This is a genomic window from Providencia sp. PROV061, from assembly GCF_011045655.1.
GTDB lineage: Bacteria > Pseudomonadota > Gammaproteobacteria > Enterobacterales > Enterobacteriaceae > Providencia > Providencia hangzhouensis.
Genome location: NZ_CP042861.1, coordinates 1250790 through 1271552, shown reverse-complemented (window position 1 = coordinate 1271552; position 20763 = coordinate 1250790). Strand labels below are relative to the sequence as shown.

The 20763-nt window shown below is 41.4% G+C and carries 16 protein-coding genes; 4 read left to right on the top strand and 12 right to left on the bottom strand.

Translation table 11 applies throughout. The annotated features are described in order from the left end of the window. Nucleotides 1-27: 27 nt before the first annotated feature. Nucleotides 28-1257, bottom strand: coding sequence for an NAD(P)/FAD-dependent oxidoreductase (locus FVA72_RS05630; protein WP_110592245.1), 1230 nt, complete (start codon nucleotides 1255-1257; stop codon nucleotides 28-30). Continuing rightward, the gene (locus tag FVA72_RS05625; RefSeq protein WP_004260367.1) at nucleotides 1254-2654 is read right to left on the bottom strand and encodes an NAD(P)/FAD-dependent oxidoreductase; all 1401 of its coding nucleotides are present in this window, start codon (nucleotides 2652-2654) and stop codon (nucleotides 1254-1256) included. The genes FVA72_RS05630 and FVA72_RS05625 overlap by 4 nt, the downstream gene beginning before the upstream one ends. A gap of 241 nt (nucleotides 2655-2895) precedes the next feature. Between FVA72_RS05625 and FVA72_RS05620 the strand changes: the two genes are divergently transcribed. Continuing rightward, entirely contained in the window at nucleotides 2896-4335 is a 1440-nt protein-coding gene (locus FVA72_RS05620; protein WP_004260369.1) for an FGGY family carbohydrate kinase, read from the top strand. Nucleotides 4336-4357: 22 nt separating this feature from the next. Then, nucleotides 4358-5608 (top strand): ethanolamine utilization protein EutH, encoded by a 1251-nt coding sequence (gene eutH, locus FVA72_RS05615; RefSeq protein WP_004260372.1) that lies wholly within the window; start codon nucleotides 4358-4360, stop codon nucleotides 5606-5608. Nucleotides 5609-5948: 340 nt separating this feature from the next. Here the strand turns inward: eutH and FVA72_RS05610 are convergent, their stop codons facing one another. The 9 genes from FVA72_RS05610 to apt form a co-directional block, all read right to left on the bottom strand. Then, the gene (locus tag FVA72_RS05610) at nucleotides 5949-7262 is read right to left on the bottom strand and encodes an inosine/guanosine kinase (protein WP_110592246.1); all 1314 of its coding nucleotides are present in this window, start codon (nucleotides 7260-7262) and stop codon (nucleotides 5949-5951) included. Between the two features lie 106 nt (nucleotides 7263-7368). Continuing rightward, nucleotides 7369-8490: an LPS O-antigen length regulator Wzz(fepE) gene (gene wzz(fepE) / locus FVA72_RS05605; protein WP_036958286.1), complete on the bottom strand. Its 1122-nt coding sequence runs from the start codon at nucleotides 8488-8490 to the stop codon at nucleotides 7369-7371. A gap of 123 nt (nucleotides 8491-8613) precedes the next feature. Then, nucleotides 8614-9579: a ferrochelatase gene (hemH, locus tag FVA72_RS05600; protein WP_094960967.1), complete on the bottom strand. Its 966-nt coding sequence runs from the start codon at nucleotides 9577-9579 to the stop codon at nucleotides 8614-8616. Nucleotides 9580-9760: 181 nt separating this feature from the next. Then, nucleotides 9761-10405, bottom strand: a complete 645-nt coding sequence (gene adk / locus FVA72_RS05595) for an adenylate kinase (RefSeq protein WP_004260386.1) — start codon at nucleotides 10403-10405, stop codon at nucleotides 9761-9763. A 192-nt stretch (nucleotides 10406-10597) separates the two neighbouring features. Continuing rightward, nucleotides 10598-12466, bottom strand: coding sequence for a molecular chaperone HtpG (gene htpG / locus FVA72_RS05590; RefSeq protein WP_165119777.1), 1869 nt, complete (start codon nucleotides 12464-12466; stop codon nucleotides 10598-10600). 362 nt (nucleotides 12467-12828) lie between these two features. Continuing rightward, a complete protein-coding gene (gene recR, locus FVA72_RS05585; RefSeq protein ID WP_004260396.1) occupies nucleotides 12829-13428 on the bottom strand; it encodes a recombination mediator RecR in 600 nt (199 codons plus the stop codon). Then, the gene (locus FVA72_RS05580) at nucleotides 13428-13757 is read right to left on the bottom strand and encodes a YbaB/EbfC family nucleoid-associated protein (protein WP_004260403.1); all 330 of its coding nucleotides are present in this window, start codon (nucleotides 13755-13757) and stop codon (nucleotides 13428-13430) included. The genes recR and FVA72_RS05580 overlap by 1 nt, the downstream gene beginning before the upstream one ends. Before the next feature lie 48 nt (nucleotides 13758-13805). Further along, nucleotides 13806-15749, bottom strand: a complete 1944-nt coding sequence (gene dnaX / locus FVA72_RS05575) for a DNA polymerase III subunit gamma/tau (RefSeq protein ID WP_096863266.1) — start codon at nucleotides 15747-15749, stop codon at nucleotides 13806-13808. Between the two features lie 112 nt (nucleotides 15750-15861). Beyond that, complete coding sequence (gene apt / locus FVA72_RS05570; RefSeq protein WP_036958374.1) at nucleotides 15862-16413, bottom strand: adenine phosphoribosyltransferase; 552 nt, start codon at nucleotides 16411-16413, stop codon at nucleotides 15862-15864. Nucleotides 16414-16555: 142 nt separating this feature from the next. On the opposite strand from apt, the gene priC reads away from it, so the two are divergent. Together priC and FVA72_RS05560 are read left to right on the top strand one after the other, a co-directional pair. Next, on the top strand, nucleotides 16556-17104 hold the full coding sequence (gene priC / locus FVA72_RS05565) for a primosomal replication protein PriC (RefSeq protein ID WP_110592248.1): 549 nt from the start codon (nucleotides 16556-16558) through the stop codon (nucleotides 17102-17104). An 18-nt stretch (nucleotides 17105-17122) separates the two neighbouring features. Next, nucleotides 17123-17299, top strand: a complete 177-nt coding sequence (locus FVA72_RS05560) for a DUF2496 domain-containing protein (RefSeq protein ID WP_004260415.1) — start codon at nucleotides 17123-17125, stop codon at nucleotides 17297-17299. A 5-nt stretch (nucleotides 17300-17304) separates the two neighbouring features. Here the strand turns inward: FVA72_RS05560 and mscK are convergent, their stop codons facing one another. After that, entirely contained in the window at nucleotides 17305-20682 is a 3378-nt protein-coding gene (gene mscK, locus FVA72_RS05555) for a mechanosensitive channel MscK (protein ID WP_110592249.1), read from the bottom strand. Nucleotides 20683-20763 lie beyond the last annotated feature (81 nt).

The window sequence follows — 20763 nt, the reverse complement described above, 5'->3', positions numbered from 1 at the left end:
CCTTCTTAACCATTTAACTTTCCAGCACTATACAACAGTGATGCTAATTTCAGTAGCTCCCCGTTGTATTTTTGTTAAATCAATGTTTTTCAGTAAAATACGTCGGGTTGGTAAGCAGCGATGCCGTTTTTCATATAACAGAGTATTCCCTGCCATAACACGGATGGTTCCGCTTACTGGTTGTGTAACTTTGATATTAAAATCAATCTGTCGCACCGATAAATCATCAATATCTATACATGCTGGAACACTAAAACAAATTTTCGGGTCATACTGCACAGGAATACATTGGGCCACTTTTAATTGCTGCTGATGATGATTCGCTAATAAATCGTCAGCAATCCGCTCTCCTGTCACCAATCCTTCTTGATAGCATTGGTCGCCCATATCGGCTGGATGCAACATATTACCAGCAGCATAGTAACTGGCATCTGAACAACGCCCATATTGGTCTGTTACCGGTTTTCCTGTCGCCGCATCAAACTCCAAATGGCTTTTACGGATTAACGTGTTTTCACCGACAAATTGCCCCGTAAAAATGACCGAATCACACATAATTTTGTGGCTTTTACCGTTAGTTTCAACAACCACATATTCCACACGATCTAAGCCACCAATTTCAGTAATTTTACTGTTTAGATGAATGGGGGTTCCCATCACTTTGGCAAATAACGTCGCGGGTTTAAACGCTAAAATCCGCTCGCCACTTTCAATCATCGCTTGGGCTTTAACACCGGCGTTTTTTAGTGTCCATAGCGCAGAAAAACTCACTAATTCACTGCCTACAATCACTGGATTACGGCAAGGCTTCTTACCGTTTAAATAAACAAATTGCTGTAATGCCCCGGCTGTTAATACCCCTTGAGGGCGCAAACCTGAAACTAAGCGCGGGTGTCGAGGTGTCTCTCTTACCCCCGTCGCTATCAATACTCGTTTAGCTTGCATTTCAACAAGGCCTTCTGGCGTTGAAACGGTTAATTTTCCATTAGGTTGTAACGCAGTCACGGTACTACGGGTGAAAATTGGCGTGTTTCCCAGTTGATTGACAATTTTTTCTGCAAATTGATTGCCTTTCATCGGCCGTTTAAAGGCTAATATGCCAAATGTAGGGTGCTGGCAGTGACGCGGAACACCTCCCGCCTGTGCTTCACGTTCAATAATAGCGATATTTTGAACACCACGATGGCGTAACGCCTGCGCTGCCGCAACACCAGTAGGGCCAGAGCCAATGATAATCACATCATAATTTAAACTCATTTTACGGCCTCCACTGCCAGTGTGTGGTCAAAGCGACCATTAATGATTTCAGCCACCTGACTACTACAATAAAACCCATTACAGCGCCCCATCATCACTCGTGTTCTGCGGCGTAAAGCGCCTAAACACTCAGGAGGAATATCCGAATCAAATGCGGCTTCAATCTCCCGCTGAGTTACTAATTCACAATGGCAAACAATACCGCCATTGCTTTTGCATTGGTAATCCCGTTGGTGATATTCAGAAATCATTGGCATGGTTGGCCAAATTAGCGCTTCTGGCGGTGACAATTCAAAAAGTGGTGTGAAGTTTTCTTGATACAATTTACCAAGATAGCTAGCCACCCCTAAAGCTGAAGTTAAGCCTGTTGAACGAATTCCCCCCGCACATATCCACTGCTTTTCAGGGTAATCATTAATGCGGTAATATTTTTCTTCTGTAGCAGGACGTAACCCCGCATAGGTTGCGGTCACACTGTAATTATGCAATGAAGGTAGCATACGTGAACCTTGGGCAATTAAGTCCTCAAGGACTTCCTGTTTTACCTCAGCTTTCCAGCGGTCATCTTGTTCTTCCGCTGTTGGACCAAGCAAAAGGTTGCCGAAGATAGTTTTTGATAACAATACGCCTTTTGTGATAGCGGTCGGTACAGGTAGGATAATTGCATTGATATCCGCCGCTGCGGCTTTATCATAGACGAGAAACTGCCCTTTACGTGGCTTTATTTGGAACGGTGATGGGTGGCAAATTGATTCAACAATGTCGCCATTAATTCCCGCACAATTAATGACTAAACGGGCAGAAAACTCACCTTTTGATGTGGTTAATCGCCATATTCCATCATTGAGTGCTCCACCGCTTACCTCACAATGAAAACGGTATTCAGCCCCATGTTTCACCGCTTGGGTTAAATACGAAAGTGGTGTACTCCATGGGTCAATAACCGCTTCACCTGGCACAGAAACAGCCGCGAGTGCTCCCGGTGCTAGATGAGGTTCTCTGCGATAGAGTTCTTCTTTATCAATAATTGCCACATCTAATACATTGTTAGTGTGTGCTTGCTCTACTATCGCGGGCAATTTACTGAGCTGCTCATCATTCCATGCAACCACTAATGCCCCTGTTTCAAGAAGAGGTAAATTCATTTTTTCTCTGATTTCAATGAATTCACGATACCCCTCTTGCATGCACTCAAGTTCTAGACTCCCTGGTGTGGCGTCAAAACCTGTGTGTAATAGCGCACTATTTGCCTTACTTGCTCCCGAAAGGATGTCACCTCCACGTTCAAGTAACAACGTGTTGGCACCCATCAGTGTGAATTTACGTGTCACAGCACAGCCAATGACACCACCGCCGATGACAATGACATCCCAAATTTTTTTATTATTAATATCCATGGCTGAGATCCTTAACTTAAAACTTGCACACATAAAACCACATAATTCCCACAATCACAATAATTAAAACAACACAAAGCACAACAGCAACCAAAAAATTACTCACATTGTTACTTTATTGTGATTTTTGTCACATTAGTGAAACTTACTGTGAGTTTTTTGTGGATTTTATTTCCGATTAAACGATAGTAAGCAAAAAAACAGACCTATTTACAACATTTATAACACTGGGAATACTGTGATGCTCAATCAACGTTATGCGGCTATCGATCAGGGAACAACGGGAACCCGGGTCGTTGTCTTTGAAGAAGGCGGCCATTATCACTCCCCTATGAGCATTCCTCATAAACAAATCACATTGAATAGTGGTTGGGTTGAACATGACCCAGAGGAAATACTGGCCAATATCATTAAATGCTTACATAGCTGTGAAGTGGTTGATGCTATTGGGCTTTGTCACCAAGGCGAAAGTATTGTGGCGTGGGATGCGGACAGCAAGCGCCCTTTATACAATGCTATTGTTTGGCAAGACTTACGGACAGAAAAAACCATCTCAATGCTCAAGGAAGCAGGGTTAGAGCCGCTGGTACAGTCTAAGTCAGGCTTACCGCTAGACCCTTATTTTTCCGCCAGCAAAATGGGTTGGATTATTGAAAATGTCGTCGGTGCGAAAACATTAGCGGATAAAAATAAATTACGTATTGGTACGATGGATGCATTCTTCCTCGACCGCTTATGTGGCGTATTTGTCACCGACTATAACTCAGCGTCCCGAACTTCATTACTCAATATTCATACCTTGGAGTGGGACCAAGAGCTATGTGACATTTTTGGTGTTCCCATCCATTGCTTGCCGCCTATTAAAGACAATATTGGTGACTTTGGCGCAATAAATCTTGATGGGCACCTCACCCCAGTCACCGCCATTATTGTTGACCAATTTGCTGGCACATTCGGCCATGGTTGTCGTGAAAAAGGCGATGCCAAAATCACCTTCGGTACAGGCGCGTTCTTGCAAGCACTTACTGGCACCGATATTCCACAAACTCATAACAGTGGTTTATTACCGACACTCTGTTGGAAGTTTCCCAACCAACCCCCTGTCTTTGGCTTAGATGGTGGCGTATACAACGCAGCATCTGCCATTAATTGGGCTCGCAAAATCGGTTTGTTTGACTCATTCGATGAACTGGGTGATTTCAGGGCTGAATCCGCCATTAAACGTGGTCTTGCCTTTGTCCCAGCGTTATCTGGTTTAGGGTGCCCATACTGGGATCGCAGTGCCGCAGGTCTCTGGGCTGGGCTTTCATTAGATACTGACAAAAAAGACATGATGCAGTCTGTCTTGGAAGGTATAGCAGCACGCTCCGCTGAAGTTATTTTTGCAATGGAAAAAATTTCACCGCTAGGCCAATCAATCTCAGTCGATGGAGGGCTTTCTTCAAATCAATATTTTAAGCAATTTTTAGCTAATTTATTACAAAAAGACATTGAAGCACCAGCAAACCGTGAAGTAACCGCACTAGGCGCTGCCTTATTGGCTCGCAAAGGCATAGGGATCACTCACGAAATGGCGGTAAGACGCAACGCTACTGTGACACATCCTGATGGAACGAATATGCAAGGTGTGATGGAACAATATCGCGACATCATTGCCCGTTCTCGCCAATTAAGACACTAAAATAATAAAAGGAAACCCTACCATGGCTGAATTCGGAAATTATATTATTTATTTGATCATGTGCGGAGCCATCATTGGCGCAGTCGCATCCATAGTGAAACCAACCAGTGAACTTGGGAAAGAGTTTGTTAACGGGATCTTTTCTATCGGCCCTGTATTTCTTGCTCAAGCGGGGATCATGGCCGCAGTGCCGCTGCTCTCACAGTTAATCTCTTACATTCTTGGCCCCGTCTTTTCCTCAGTCGGATCAGACGTCTCCATTGCGGCTTTATCGATTATTGCGGTTGATATGGGCGGTTACCAGCTAGCTGATGCTTTGACAACTAATCGAGATATGTGGATCACGGCAATGCTGATCGGTTATACCTCGGGTGCCACCATTGTTTACCTGATCCCTGTAGGGTTAACAATGTTAAATCGCAAAGATCATAAGTATCTTGCGCTTGGTGCAATGGCTGGGTTGATCTCAATACCATTTGGCGTACTCGCTTCGCTTCTGTTGATTACATTCAATAATATTCCTGTCAGGGATATTATTTCCACGAACTCACCGGCAGCACATCAATTAACCTTAGATTTCTTTACCATGTTGCAATACTTGATGCCGCTGTTTGTATTCTGTTTCTTATTGGCTGCTGGGCTAAAATATCGCCCGATGTTAATGGTAACCGGCTTCCTGATTTTCGGTAAAATCATGGATGCATTCGTCAAATTAGTCTTAGCGTTTTCCATTGTTGAACACTTTACTGGTGTATTCACTAAAGTTTTCGGCGCATGGGGCTTCGACCCACTATTTGCTGACCAAAATGAGCTATTCCGCGCCATCGAAATTGCAGGCTATATCGGTATTATGTTAGCGGGGACATTCCCAATTTGCTATCTGTTCCAACGCTACTGTAAGCCTTTAGTACGTGCATTAAGTAACCGTTTAAAGCTGAGCGATACGGGTTCTTTAGGATTTATTATGGTTATGGCAAACATTATTGCTACTTATCACTTATTCAAAGAAATGCGTGCGAGGGATAAAGTATTATGTGTCGCATTCGGTGTTTGTGCACAGGCAACCATCGGTGACCATCTTGCTTTCACCGCTAACTTCCAACCCACTCTCGTTTTACCTATTTTACTTGGTAAGTTGGTAGGCGGCTTCTTAGCGGTATTTATTGCGATTAAAATCTCAGTACCGCAGGCGATGCGTTATGAAGCTGAAGATGCAAAAGCAGCCGAAATAGTTAAAGAAGAAAGTGAACTCGCTGTTGCTAAACAACATTAATTAGCATTAACCATACTTATATATTTAAAGATAATTAGCTGTATGCCAAATATGAATACTCATAAAGTAGCATACAGCTTTTATTTATTAGTCTGAAATTAACTCAAACTCTCATCAATTATTAATATTGTACTCACTATATGGTTATCTATATTAGTCATCATTAACCATTACATTATTTATAGATACATAATTTGAAGGTAAATAATTACCTTAATTAATAAAATTTAGTGACAACAACTCATCAAAATAATTGTTCAAAAAGAAAGGCACCTCAATAACAATTATATTGAAGTGCCTTAAAATCGATATCATTAATTAAAATGAGAATTATTTCGCTTTAACGTTCCCAATAAGACTCTTCTAAGCTATCTTCTTTTTCAGGTAAGCCACGAGTCAAACGAGGCGAATGCTGAGTTAATACTTGATAACTTACACGATTAGCATATTTACATACTTGAGCTAAAGAAGAATACGTTAAGTATTGGCGCTCATGTTTACTGGAATTAGGCACATTAGAACGGTGGTAAGAATTGGCGGTAATATCGTGAAGTAATGCCGATAAAGCCCCGTCTCCCGCCCCATTTGTGTTCATTATTTGCTCAGGTCCCCCCATATAAGGCTCGATATGAGAGAAAATTCGTAATGGAACTTGGCAATCTTGCTGGCGCATTGCTCGGCTAAACTCGTACAAGTTAAATTCTGCAATTGCCCCCGGTAATAGTGGATGTTGCGTCGTACGTTTATAGGCGTCTTCGGTGTAGCCTGCCATATACAGGCCTGATGGGCCCGCCGTACATAAAACTAAATCTACCCAGTCTAATGCCATATTAGAGGCAAGTAATGGGTCACTCAGCCCTGTCAGTTCCTGCGCTTCGTCTTCATTCATTGCAACTACTGAAATATGCTCCGCTAAAAAATCACGCCAAAACTGAGGGTCTTGAGCAATAACAAATTTAGTTCCGAGCGTTAACACGACGGGGACATTGTGCTTTTTCGCATATGCAATAGCCTGCATAGTCGCATCAGGCATGGTTTCTCCGGGTTTACAGCGGACTAAATAAGCCGTTAATACCAACGCAGAAGCCCCAGCAATAATGTCCTCGGGAATGCTATTTGGGTGCAAGCGATTCATATGGCCAGGGCTGATAGCAAACGTTCGCTCGCCATTTTCAGTGATCAAGGTAAAACAGCGCCCGATAGGGCCATCCACACCTTGTAGAAAATTCAAATCCATGCGACTTGAGGTGTGACACAAATAGCGATACGCATAGCTACCAATTTGGATGCTATTGCACATTGTGCCCAATAAAACTGACCTGTCATCGGCTAAAACCGAATAATTGTGCAGCGTATTGCCAATCGTTCCACCTGCAAACTCATGAGTAATCAAGGCATTATCTGTAAGTTCTTTATACAAAGCTTCGGCGACATCGTCTTCAATAACCAGCGAATGCCCCTTACTCAATTGATAGCGCTGAATGAAGTCGTCATCCACTTTCGCTTCAATATCGACTAATGTTTGGTCGATACCAACAATATAGGACTTACAATTCTCATCATCCGCCAATGTTTCTTTTAAAGGCTGTAATAAAGGATCTCTGAGACTAACAGGAAAATAGTGTTTTGACTTGCGTTGACCGGGGAATTTCATAATTAGAAGATTAACAATGGAACATCACCCTATTCTAGCACGATAAAATAAAGCCAGCACCTGCAAAGAAGACACTGGCCCCATTGTTTGTCATTTGGAAGTTATTTTATTGATTTTGATATTTATAATCGCGATAAAGCTCCCGACTTAACACAAATGCACAGCTCAAAATTAAACCGAGTATTGCGCTTAATGCAACAATTAACGATGATTTTGGTGAATCTTTATGCAACGGTAAGTCTGGCGTTAAAATAAACTTAACGGGTGTAAAATCTAATTCTTTAGCGGTTACTTCTTGTAAATTATCAAGGTAAATTTTACGGTTCTGTAAATTTTCGCTCATCAATGCCAAATCACGATTTTGGGTTTCAATCAGTAATTTTTTCTCTAAAGCTTCAGTTCCTAACGCAATAGGGTAATCAGGGTCATCATTGATAGCAACAGAATCGCTGGCTATCGGCTTTTCAATTCCAGCTGCTTTTGCAATATCAACGGCTCGTTTAAGCCTTTCAACCTTAACATCGTATTCAGTTTGAATTTTGCTAACTTCGCGTTTTAGTGACTCACTGGCATAAATAAGTTTCTCTGAAATCATATTGTCGATTTCAACTTTTAACTGTTGCCTTACTTTCGATGCGCTATAGCGAATATAACCTTCAAGTAAATCTTGGGCTTCCGTTGGCAAAGGTGCAGTAAAGCTCAAAACAATATCATTTGAAGTACTGTTTTTCTCTTTTGAGAGATCTTGAATTTTAATATCATTAGAAATGATTGAATTTACTAGCCTTTGTTGAGCAATAACATCATCTTTCGGGTCAATTTTCTCTGCCAGATTATGGTAATAATCAGTACTTCTTATATAACTTTCTTGATTAACTTTCGAACGATACTGGTCAACAAATGAATTAAAAATACGTTGAGCACTTAAGTCAATAGGAATATCTAATACATCCAGTTGAGCTTTAAATGCGTTAACTTCTTTGAGCTCTTCAGATGCAGGAGGAATAACAATAGCAGTACTGCTCCATTTTTGAGGTAATAGTTTTACAACACCAACACTCACCACAATACAAACAACCGTAAATATAAGAATCAAAAATTTATGTTTTAACAAAATGGAAAACAAGGCCATTAAATCAATTTCATCGTTTTGCTGTATTTGAAATTGATGAGCAGAAGGTGACTTCTGCTCTATATTACCTTGTGGTGGCTGCTGCTTATTGCTCATATTAATTCCAAAAGACATAACATTTATTCAATCATTTATAATTTCAGATAAGTGATTATAGTCTATAATCAGCTTATTGATATATCGATAAGCAAACTTTTCTGCATTAATTTACTGAATTGATTACTTTAGAACATCTTGAATTATTGAATTAATCATATGAATGCTATTCGGATTATCATTTAATGCCGGTATATAATTATATTTGTTACCACCACTACTCATAAAAAACTCTTTATTTTGCTCGCTAATTTCTTCTAATGTTTCTAAGCAATCAACTGAAAAACCAGGACAAATGACCTGAACCGACTTTACGCCTTGGGAGGGTAATTCATGCATGGTTTTATCCATATATGGCATCAGCCAAGGCTCACGTCCAAAGCGTGACTGATAGGTCAGCATGACTTTATCACTTGGGTAATTTAACGCTTCACGGAGCGCCTCTGCCGTTTTTTCACATTCCTGCTGGTAGATATCACCTGTATCACAATAACGCTGTGGAATACCGTGGAACGACAATATAAGCCTATCGGGTTCACCATGCAGAGCAAAGCTTTCTTCTATCGAAGCCACTAAAGCTTGAATATAAGCAGGGTGTGTCGCATAACTACGAATGAATTGCACGCTTGGAATGGTACGTCTACTTTCAAACGCTCTGGTTAATGCATCATAAACCGCAGCCGTTGTTGTGCAAGAATACTGTGGATACAGTGGAAGAACCACTAAATCGGTCACGCCTTGGTCTAGCAAGCTATCCACCGCACTTTTGATTGAAGGCGAACCATAGCTCATGCCTATCTCTACGGCAATATTAGGCAATAGCTCAGCTAATTTTTGTTTTTGACGTAAAGAATAAACCAGTAATGGCGATCCCCCGTCTAACCAAATAGATTGGTATAACTTCGCTACTTTAGAAGAACGAAGAGGTAAAATCGCCCCATGTAAAATCGGCTTCCAAATCAAGCGGGGGACATCTATAACGCGTTTATCGCTAAGAAATTCGGCTAAATAGCGTTTCACTGCTGAGGTCGTTGGGGCATCAGGGGTTCCTAGGTTAGCTAACAAAATGCCGTATTTTTTTTCTGACATGAAACAACTCCTAATTGATAATTATTCCCAACTTTAGCACAGTTAATTAACGATTTTTGTCACCAAGTGGTATAAAAAACAAAGGCAGCGATCATCGCTGCCTCCATATAATACCTTATACTTAAAATAATTCGAATTGCAGTTACGATTACTGCAACACAAAGCATGGCAAGTACAAATATTAACCTAAAATTTTTGCTAGTTCTTCACTAACTTCTGCCACTTTACGAGTACCGTCTAATTTGAAGTACTTGGTATTACCTTGTTTAGCTTCATTTTGGTAATACGCAATTAAAGGTGCAGTTAATGCATGATATTCAACCAGACGCTTACGCACGGTGTCTTCTTGGTCATCTTTACGGATGGTTAATTCTTCACCTGTTACATCGTCTTTGCCTTCAACCTTTGGTGGGTTGAAGTTGATGTGGTAAACACGGCCTGATGGCGCATGTACACGACGACCAATGATACGCTCAACAATGATATCGTCTGGTACATCAAATTCCAGTACGTTATCAACAGTGATACCCGCTTCTTTCATCGCGTCCGCTTGTGGGATTGTACGAGGGAACCCATCCAACAAGAAGCCATTGCGGCAGTCATCTTGTTTGATGCGCTCTTTAACTAATGCGATAACTAATTCATCAGTAACTAATTTACCGTTATCCATCAGCTCTTTAGCTTGTAAGCCGAGTTCGCTCCCTGATTTAACAGCTGCACGTAACATGTCACCTGTTGAAATTTGAGGGATCCCAAACTTTTCCATAATAAATTGAGCTTGAGTGCCCTTACCAGCGCCTGGAGCGCCAAGCAGAATGATACGCATTGCGTAAACCCCTTGCTATTTAGATTTTTATAATTTGAAAAGAAAACAAGCTACCATACCATTAGCATACGGCTTTACTCAAGAACACACGTAAACGATTTCGCATTTATCTTTTTTCGCAAAAGAAAAAAACCACGCTAAAGCACAAGCAAAAGCGCGGTTTATGCTCAATATCGAAAATATCAAATTAAATTACTTTAGAAGTAATTCATTGATTTTACGTATAAATAGGTTTGGATCTTCCAATGTACCACGTTCTGCTAATAATGCTTGATCCAACAATACATCTACCCAATCAGCAAACACAGATTCATCTGACACTTCTGCGGCTTTTTTCACCAATGGATGTGTTGGGTTCAATTCGAAGTTATATTTTACTTCTGGCGCGGCTTGCCCTGCTGCTGCAAACAGTTTTGCCATTTGTGTACTCATTTCATCCGCATCTGTCGTAACAATGGCAGGCGTATCCGTTAAGCGATGTGTGAGTTTAACTTCTTTAACACGCTCACCAAGGAATGATTTAACGCGTTCAACAAATGGCTCTAATTGTTTATCCGCTTCCTCTTGTTCCGCTTTGTTTTCATCCGCTAGCTTATCTAATGACTCGTCTGCTTTGCTCACGGATTGGAACTGTTTACCGTCGAATTCAGACAGATAGTTCATCATCCATTCGTCAATACGGTCAGATAACAGTAGGACTTCAATACCTTTTTTACGGAATAGCTCAAGGTGTGGGCTGCCTTTCGCCGCCGCATAGCTATCTGCAGTGATATAATAGATTTTATCTTGGCCTTCAACCATGCGGCTTACATAATCTTCTAAAGAAACATTCTGTACGCTGCTATCGGTATGAGTTGTTGCAAAACGCAGAAGTTTAGCAATAGTTTCACTATTTGCCATATCTTCCGCAGGGCCTTCTTTCATCACCAAGCCAAATTGTTGCCAGAAGGTTTGGTATTTTTCTGTGTCAGATTTAGCCAGTTTCTCAAGCATTTGCAGAACACGTTTCGTTAATGCGCTGCGTAAACTACGAGTTAATGCGCTGTCTTGCAGTATTTCACGAGACACGTTCAGTGGTAAATCATTGGAATCCAACACACCACGAATAAAACGCAGGTAATTAGGCATAAACTGTTCTGCGTCATCCATAATAAATACGCGTTGAACATAGAGTTTCAAGCCGTGCTGTTGGTCACGATTCCATAGGTCAAATGGCGCTTTAGACGGCACATACAGCAAGCTCGTATACTCTTGCTTACCTTCTACACGGTTATGTGACCATGTTAGTGGGTCTGCGTAGTCATGGGAAATATGTTTATAGAATTCAGCGTATTCTTCGTCTGAAATTTCAGATTTGCTACGAGTCCACAATGCTTTCGCTTGGTTAATTTTTTCCCAAGTTACCGTACCGTCTTCTTCATTTTTTTCTTCGATTTCAACTGGTAAAGCAATATGGTCAGAATATTTGCTAATCACTGAACGTAAGCGCCAGTTATCCAGATATTCCTTTTCATCATCGCGCAAATGCAAAGTGATTTCGGTGCCGCGCTCCGCTTTTTCAATATCAGCGATGGTGTATTCACCTTCACCAGCAGATTCCCAGAACACACCTTCATCGGCAGGGGCACCAGCTGCGCGGCTACGTACAGTCACTTTATCAGCCACAATAAATGCAGAATAGAAGCCCACACCAAATTGACCAATCATTTGGCTATCTTTGACTTGGTCACTACCTAATGACTCTAAGAATGCTTTTGTGCCTGACTTCGCGATAGTTCCAAGGTTTTCAATCACCTCTTCGCGGCTCATACCGATACCGTTATCACTGATGGTCAATGTACCTTTGTCTTTATCGGTACTAATACGCACGCGCAGGTCACCATCGTTTTCATACAGTTCTGGTTTAGATAATGCACGAAAACGCAGTTTATCCGCCGCATCTGATGCGTTGGAGATCAATTCACGTAAGAAAATCTCTTTATTTGAATAAAGAGAGTGGATCATTAATTGGAGGAGTTGTTTAACTTCTGATTGGAAACCACGAGTTTCCTGACCTTTCATACTCATTAATCGCCTCTATTTCATCAATTCAATTGGATAGGTTTGACTTATCGATGCAGATTAATTGGGGGCGAAAAAATAGAATTCAACCACTAACCACAAATTAGAAGCTAAATTAATATGAATGAAAGGAAATGACCGAAGACTACGATGCTTTTGCTTGAAGGATATTTTTGAATTAAGGGTTTTGCTTTGAGGGGTTTGCCTTTAAATTTTAAAAACAGCACCTCACCATCATCCTCTAAATAATTTGTGCCGTAGCTAGGCGTCGAATGCATTAATCCCTGGGAGCATACACAAGTATGTGACTAGGGTTGATGCATGAAGACAACAACGCTACGGCGCAAAGAATGACGAGGACTTTAGAGCCGTTGGCGCCCCGCCAACGAGTGAGAAAGTGTGGTTCCATCAACCATTTCCAACTCCCCCCCCACAGGCACCCCGTGTGCAATTCGGCTCGCAGCCACCCCATATTGCGCGCACATTTGCCCAATATAGTTTGCTGTCGCTTCACCTTCAACCGTTGGGTTGGTTGCTAAAATCACTTCATTGATAGTCTCTGATGCCAAACGCTCTTCTAGTCTATCAAGACCGATATCCATTGGGCCAATACCATCAAGTGGTGACAAATGCCCCATCAGCACAAAATAACGCCCGGAAAATTGCCCGGTTTGTTCTATTGCATAGATATCTGCTGGGCTTTCAACAATACAAATCAAACCATTTTGTTGGCGGCGAGGGTTATCGCAGATATTACAGACCTCTTGTTCTGTAAATGTTCTGCAATCACGGCAGTGACCTATTTCAGACATGGCACGAGTGAGCGATTGCGCTAAACGCATTCCCCCACTGCGGTCACGCTGTAAAAGATGAAAAGCCATTCGCTGCGCTGACTTGGGGCCAACCCCTGGTAGACAACGCAGAGCTTCCATCAAAGATTCAAGAAGCGGACTTGTTTGCATTAGAATGGCATCTTAAAGCCTGGTGGTAATTGCATACCACTGGAAACACTCGCCATTTTTTCTTTCTGCGTTTCTTCGATACGACGAGCAGCATCATTAAATGCCGCAGCAATCAAGTCTTCTAACATTTCTTTGTCGTCTTCGAGTAAGCTAGGGTCAATTTCAACACGGCGGCAGTTGTGTGAGCCGTTAATCGTCACTTTAACTAAGCCAGCACCAGATTCGCCTGTAGCTTCTAGTTGAGCGATTTCTTCCTGAACTTTTTGCATTTTATCTTGCATTTGCTGGGCCTGTTTCATCAGGTTACCCAATCCACCTTTACCAAACATAGTTATCTCTCACAACTGAGGCTACAGCTTAACAATGAGACTGTAGCGTTAAACGGGGCGAATACTCTCTTCATCTAATTGCGCATCAAACATTGAGCGCAGTTTTTGAATCGTTTTATCCGCAATAATAGACTGGCGCGCTTGTGCCAGTTTTTCTTCATAAATCGCCTGTCGCCATTCTAGCGGGGTTTTCACCTCGCTATTATCATCATGAACGATTTTCAGTTCAACAGTACGACCATATAGTTCGCTCAGAGCTTCTTCCAATGCTTTATGTGCCGATGGTTTATCGAGGTGCTTCTGAGCCGAGCGCAAATGTAAAACAATTTGCGACTCACTTAATTCTTCTATATATGAATTCAAAGCTAATTGTTCAACCAGCTTGGGAATATTTAATTTTGCAATTTTCCCAGACCAGCTATCACGAATTCGCCCTTCCTCAATAATTTTAGCGGCTAATTCAGGCGTTTTTTCATATTCCAACGCCTCTTTGATTTCACTTGGCGTTGTTATTGCCTCTTTTGGTGCCATCGCCTCTTCATTTTGAGGCTTCCATTGGTACTGCTTTGGTTTTTGTGGTTTTGCTGCCTGAGCCGCTTTATTTACCACATTTTGTTGATGTTTGCTGGTCACGGCGGCCAGCCTTTCCAGTGCTGATGCCGCCGGCTTAGCCCTTTCAGGCATCACCGGTTTAGCCTTTTTTGGGCTAGGATCCTCACTTTGTGGAGATTGTAGCGCCTGCCTAGCCTTCAATAACTGTAACGTTGGGCTATTGTCTGGCAGATTTTCTGCTCGTGCTTGAACAGGAGGCACCCTTTGCACCATATTTGGTGCAGCAGGCGATGCCGATTGAACAGCCGCCTGCGTAATAACTTTTGGTGGAGCTTCAATTTCAGCAATCACATTTTTCGGATGAAAAGCTAATGCACGTAACAATGCCATTTCAACCCCCATACGCCGCTCAGGAGCATAAGGGAGTTCTTTTCTTCCAACTAATAACGTTTGGTAAAACAGTTGGAGATCTGCAGGAGAAATTACCCTTGCGACCTGCCGTAACCGCCCTTCTGTCGATGATGGGTCTGTTTCTTGTTCAGCAGGAAGCAGTTGGATCATCGCGATACGGTGTAATTGCGACAAAACTTCCACCAGCAAGTTTTCCCAATCCGCACCGCGACTAGCAGCTTGCTCTACCTGTTCCATCACCGCCATGCTATCAGCACGTACTAACGCTTCAATAATCGCTAATGGCTGTTCATCATCAAGGGTTCCTAGCATTTGGCTAACTATATCAGCCGTTACTTTCCCTTGCCCCATCGCAATGGCTTGGTCAGTTAAGCTTAATGCATCACGTAAACTGCCATCCGCCGCTCTTGCGATAAGCTGGCGAGCTCGTTGGTCATGTTCAATATTTTCTGCATTCAGAATAAGTTCAAGCTGTTCACTGATTTGCGTGACATCTAATGCTTTTAGGTGGAATTGCAAACAGCGAGACAAAATGGTCACGGGGAGTTTTTGCGGGTCCGTCGTCGCCAACAAAAACTTCACATGTTCAGGCGGTTCTTCAAGGGTTTTTAATAACGCATTGAAACTATGACGAGACAACATGTGTACTTCGTCAATTAAATAAACTTTGAAGCGCCCACGTGCCGGCGCGTATTGGACGTTGTCTAATAATTCACGAGTATCTTCGACTTTGGTTCGGGAAGCCGCGTCAATTTCAATTAAGTCAACAAATCGCCCTTGTTCTATTTCAAGGCAGTTGGCACATTTACCACAAGGTGATGCAGTGATCCCTGTTTCGCAATTAAGGCCTTTGGCAAATAGGCGAGCAATCGTCGTTTTTCCTACACCACGTGTACCGGAGAAAAGATAGGCGTGATGAAGCCGCTGATGCGTTAGCCCATTAGCGAGTGCAGTCAAAACGTGCTGTTGGCCAACAACGTCTGAAAATTTTTGGGGGCGCCACTTACGGGCAAGTACCTGATAGCTCATGGATTCCACTGTCATTTAACATGGTACGTGAATATATATAATCATAGTACCATGCTACCACAGCCTCAACCTATACAGCGAGACTGTGATAAAAATAGAGGGAAAATAAAGATTAGTGGCCTGGGAATTCAACAAGGCTATAAGAAGAAACACCTTCTTTTTGCAGGCGCTCAACGCCGCCAAGGTCAGGTAAACAGATGATAAATGCGGCATCAACAACATTAGCACCTAGTTGTTTGATCATTTTAACTGTCGCTTCCACTGTACCACCTGTGGCAAGTAAGTCATCAACCACTAAGACATTATCTTCAGGGCTGATACTATCTTTATGGATTTCAAGTGTATCCGTGCCATATTCAAGGTCGTAAGTCATACTCAATACTTCACGTGGTAATTTCCCTTTTTTACGTACAGGGACAAAACCTACGCCTAAACGTAATGCAACTGGAGCGCCGAATAGAAAACCACGCGCTTCAGTTCCTACAATTTTAGTGACGCCTTTATTTTGATAATGTTCCACTAGCATATCAATCGTTGCTTGGTATGCAGCAGGGTTATTTAATAAAGTCGTAATGTCACGAAAGATCACACCTTCGATTGGATAATCTTGGATAGATGCGATACTTTCTTTAATCAATTGCAGTTGTTGCTCTTTAGCGGTCATAATAAAAGCCATGTAGTAAACACGAAAGTGTAGAATCTATGTAAAGTACCATAAAAATGCAATAAGAAGCCGTCAATTTGGCATCAGTTTTGTTGCTGAATATCAATTTTCCGCTATTTTTCACATTTAATGAGAACAAAAAATGAAAATTCCCGCTCTTTTGGATGCGTTAAAAAAGCAAATTGATGAATTGAAAACACGAGTGGAGCCCATAAAAGACCTTGAGTTTTCACATTCACGTTTCGATATGCAATTGTTTAGCCGCAAATCAACCCGTTTAGGGGATTGCCAAAATGAATTACAGACCTTGTACCAGCAATTGTGCCATAGCGTAACGTTAAACCACACTGAGCAAGTTAATTTTCTTACTGAAAAAATCGTCCATCAAATGCAGGCAATTTCGCGAGAGATCTCTACACAAGCTTTACGTGAAAAAGAATCAAATTTTACTAAGAAAAAGGAACAAGTTGATTTATATGAACGTTTATCACAACACCAAGACTATGAACGACGCTTGCAGGCCATGGTGAGTGAAAAAGAACTTCATTTAAGTGAGCTAACCGACCACCGTTTGCAGCACCAGTGCCAAAAAGAACTCGCTGTACTCGCAGGCCGTTTGTACCGTTGCCGCCAAGCACTTTTGCGTATTGAAAAAGCCATTGAACATCAAGAAAATCAATATTTTGATTAAATCTTAGAAGGAATCAGTATGAGTTCACTCAAGGATGCTCCACAAGAAATCCAACTTGCTGTTGATTTAATCTACTTATTAGAGACGTCTGAGATAGAAGCTGATGTGGTTCTCAAAGCACTTGAAATCGTGAAAAATGATTATATTGCAAAACAAGTGCAAGCAGCAAAAACTGCCTGCACCAAAGAAACTTAATGAGTTTAGTGCGTTTTATCATCACTATCTTTAGGTGTTCGCTTCACTTCTTGCACTTCATCACCTTTACTATTGTGTAAATGCACTTCTAACTGATTGAATGCAATATCAATATCATTTTCTCGACATAGTTTGTCTATCGCACGGTTCACTTCATCGCTGGTTACGCCACGGTCACCAATCTGCCGTACATAAAAACGTAATTCGTGATCTAACGTGCTTGCACCAAAACTGGTGAAATAGACATTAGGAGCAGGTTCAGTCATTACCTTGCTATTATTGGTTGCCGCAGACAATAAAACGCGTTTCACTTTATCAAGATCAGAGCCATATGCCACACCGATCGCTATGGTGATACGTGTGACGGTGTCCGATAGCGACCAGTTGATCAACCGTTCAGTCACAAAAGCCTTATTAGGAATGATCACTTCTTTGCGATCAAAATCAACGATGGTTGTCGCACGAATGCGAATTTTACTGACTGTTCCTGAATAGGTCCCAATAGTGACGGTGTCGCCAATACGGATCGGCCGTTCAAACAGTAAAATGATCCCTGAAACAAAGTTAGCAAAAATTTCTTGTAAACCAAACCCTAACCCGACAGTTAAAGCTGCTGCCAACCATTGCAATTTGTTCCATGTCACGCCAATCATACCTAATGAGGCGATCGCCCCAATCCCGACAATAATATAAGTTAATATTGTCGTGATCGCATAAGTAGAGCCCTGACGGAGTTTTAACCGTGATAATACCAACACTTCCAGTAGTCCAGGGAGGTTTCGCGTCATTACCCAAGACACAATGATAATCACAAGAGCTAAAATTAAATTCGCTAACGTCACGAATTGTAAGATATTTCCCCCTTCTGCCGATGTGGCAGTATAGCTCCATAAGTTCACGCTATCTAAGAAAGAGAAAATGGTTATAAAATCAGACCAAATCGTATAAAACGCCAAAGCGAAAATAATAAACAACACCATTGTTGTGAGACGTAATGATTGCTGGCTAATCAGCTCAATAGTCATTGGTGGCTCTTTAATTGGCTCGTTTTCTGCATCTTCTTGCTTCGACATCGCACGGCGTTCTATAGCACGTTGATATGCTAATTTACGAGCAACCAGTGTTAAACCTCTCAAACACGCGCTATAAGTGATATACCATAGGAGTAATAGGTATAAACTGTCTATCCAACGGTTTGCCAAGCGCAATGTGGTGTAATAATACCCCGCCATCATTAAGCCCACTAAAATTAATGGCGAAAATGTCAACAATGTCACAACGATACTACGCGTTAAGTGACTCCCTTTCTCTTGCCAAACTTGTTTGCAAAATGGGATAGTAAAGATGCACAGTAGAATAAGAGAAACCAGCACGATCAACTGGCCAATCACGTCCTCAGACACTTTCAGTGGGTTGCTAACACCATAAGTAGAAAAGAAAATGAGTGGCAATAGAGGAATAGATAGCCTGATCATCCTGCGTCGAGTCTGGGATATTTTTTCTTTTTCGATACCAAAGTGTTTTTGTGCAATACCTTGTGGTTTTAATACTCGGAAAGTCAGCTCAAATAATGCCCAAAATATCGCCAATTGTTGGCAAAATTGCCAAAAGAATGGCCCTTGCACATTCCCTGTTTTCAAAAACCAATAGCCAAATGCCAGTAAAAACAGTGAAATAGGTAATGTTTGCATTAATGTTAACAACAGTGCCAACGGGGTACTTAATACACTGTCATTACGTAAGCTGGAAAGCCGTTGGTCAATATCCTGCAGTCGGTTACTAATTTTGCGATTAAACCAAATAAACAACAATGCAACTAAAACCAGTGGAACAACGACCAATAATGAAGCCGTCACTCCACGCTTAATACTACGATTCGATAAACTAAAATCAAAATTATGAATCTGTGCTGCCGCAGCTTCTGGAAAACCTTTAACCCATTCCAAATCCATCGGTTTATTACTATTCACCCAAAATATTTGCTGCGCCAAGGTATTTTCAAGAGACCCCACTACACTCAATAATTGGTTTTGATCAAGTTGCAAGTTGATTGCTTGGGAAATTTGCCCGCCAAGCTGCTGGTTGAGTTCATCTAATAACCCACGACGTACTTCCAATAGTTTCAATAACGTAGATTTATCCTCAGCGGATAATAATGCGCTATTTGCCAGCTCATCCCCTGTTTTTACCTCAAATTGCTGTTCCAACTTAGTAATATAATCATTAGGTTGATAAAGCTCATCACGCTGTTGGTTAATATCAAATTGCTCAAGCCGCAAATCAGCAATCGTTGTGGGTAAATTTTTAGTTAAAATGTCTGGCGGCAAGTCAATTTGTTGTTGAAATAAAATTCGTGAGAGCAATAAACTACCGCGTAATACATTAATTTGCTCTTTTAAATTTCGTTCGGACTGCGTCGCTCTTTCAAGCCATGTTTTAACTCGAATACCATTTTGCACCAGTTTATTGCTATTTTCGGTCACTGCGATTAAACGGTCACTGAGCGCATTATTAATCGCAATTTCTTTTTGAATAATGGGATTCTGTTGCGCTTCAATATCGGTTTCAGAAGTACTCAGCGCCTCGCGTACCGTTGATTGGGAGTCATTTAGTCGGCGATGGCTAATCGCATTTTGTACTTGCTGAATATGGTGTTCCAATTGCTCAATATATGCTGCGGTATAATCACGTTGTTTTTGCAGCACATCTTGTAATTGAGTGTTAGCCTGTAGAATACGTTTTTGATATTCATTTTGTTGCTGCAATAAATACTGTTCAACTTGCAGCATGGTAATTTGAGTAGGTCTTAAATTCACAGATTCATTCAATGAACTATTTAGCTCATTGCGAATTTCTTGTAAGCGCCTCGCATTTTCCAACATCATCGCTTGTGCCCTTTCAGGCTGTGTCTGTAAGCCAATTAATTGGCTACTATAGGTTGCAAGGTCATTTTGTTCTGTTTGCAGATTTTCTAAATAAGAGGCTTGTAATGCTTCTAATTGTGAAAGAGAACTATCTTGTATTTTTCGTAGAAAATTTTCAGTGCGTTGCTCATTTTCATTTTTTATTTGCAACAAACCTTGTGCTGCTTGTTTCGATTCTTCACTCGCGCTATTCAGTTTTTTTTGCAGTTCAGCCGTTCGCTGTTCGAGTTTATCCAGCTCGTTATAAAAATCTGAGGTTTTTTCCAGATCAGCGAGAGTAAGTTTATCTTCCTCATTGAGTGAACTTTTTTTATTCAATGCGTTGAGCGCACTTTTTATTTCATTCTTATCAGGTAAGTTATTTGATGTTAATGCCGTAATTGAACTAGAAAAAGATATGATGAAAAAAAACAGTGTTATTGATACTAACTGCCGCCACTTCCATTGTTGTTTCATCATAATGGCATTCCTTTATACAAATAATAATATTGTTTAATTAAACCAAAGTGCCGATAGTCACCTATCAACACTTACTTTCAC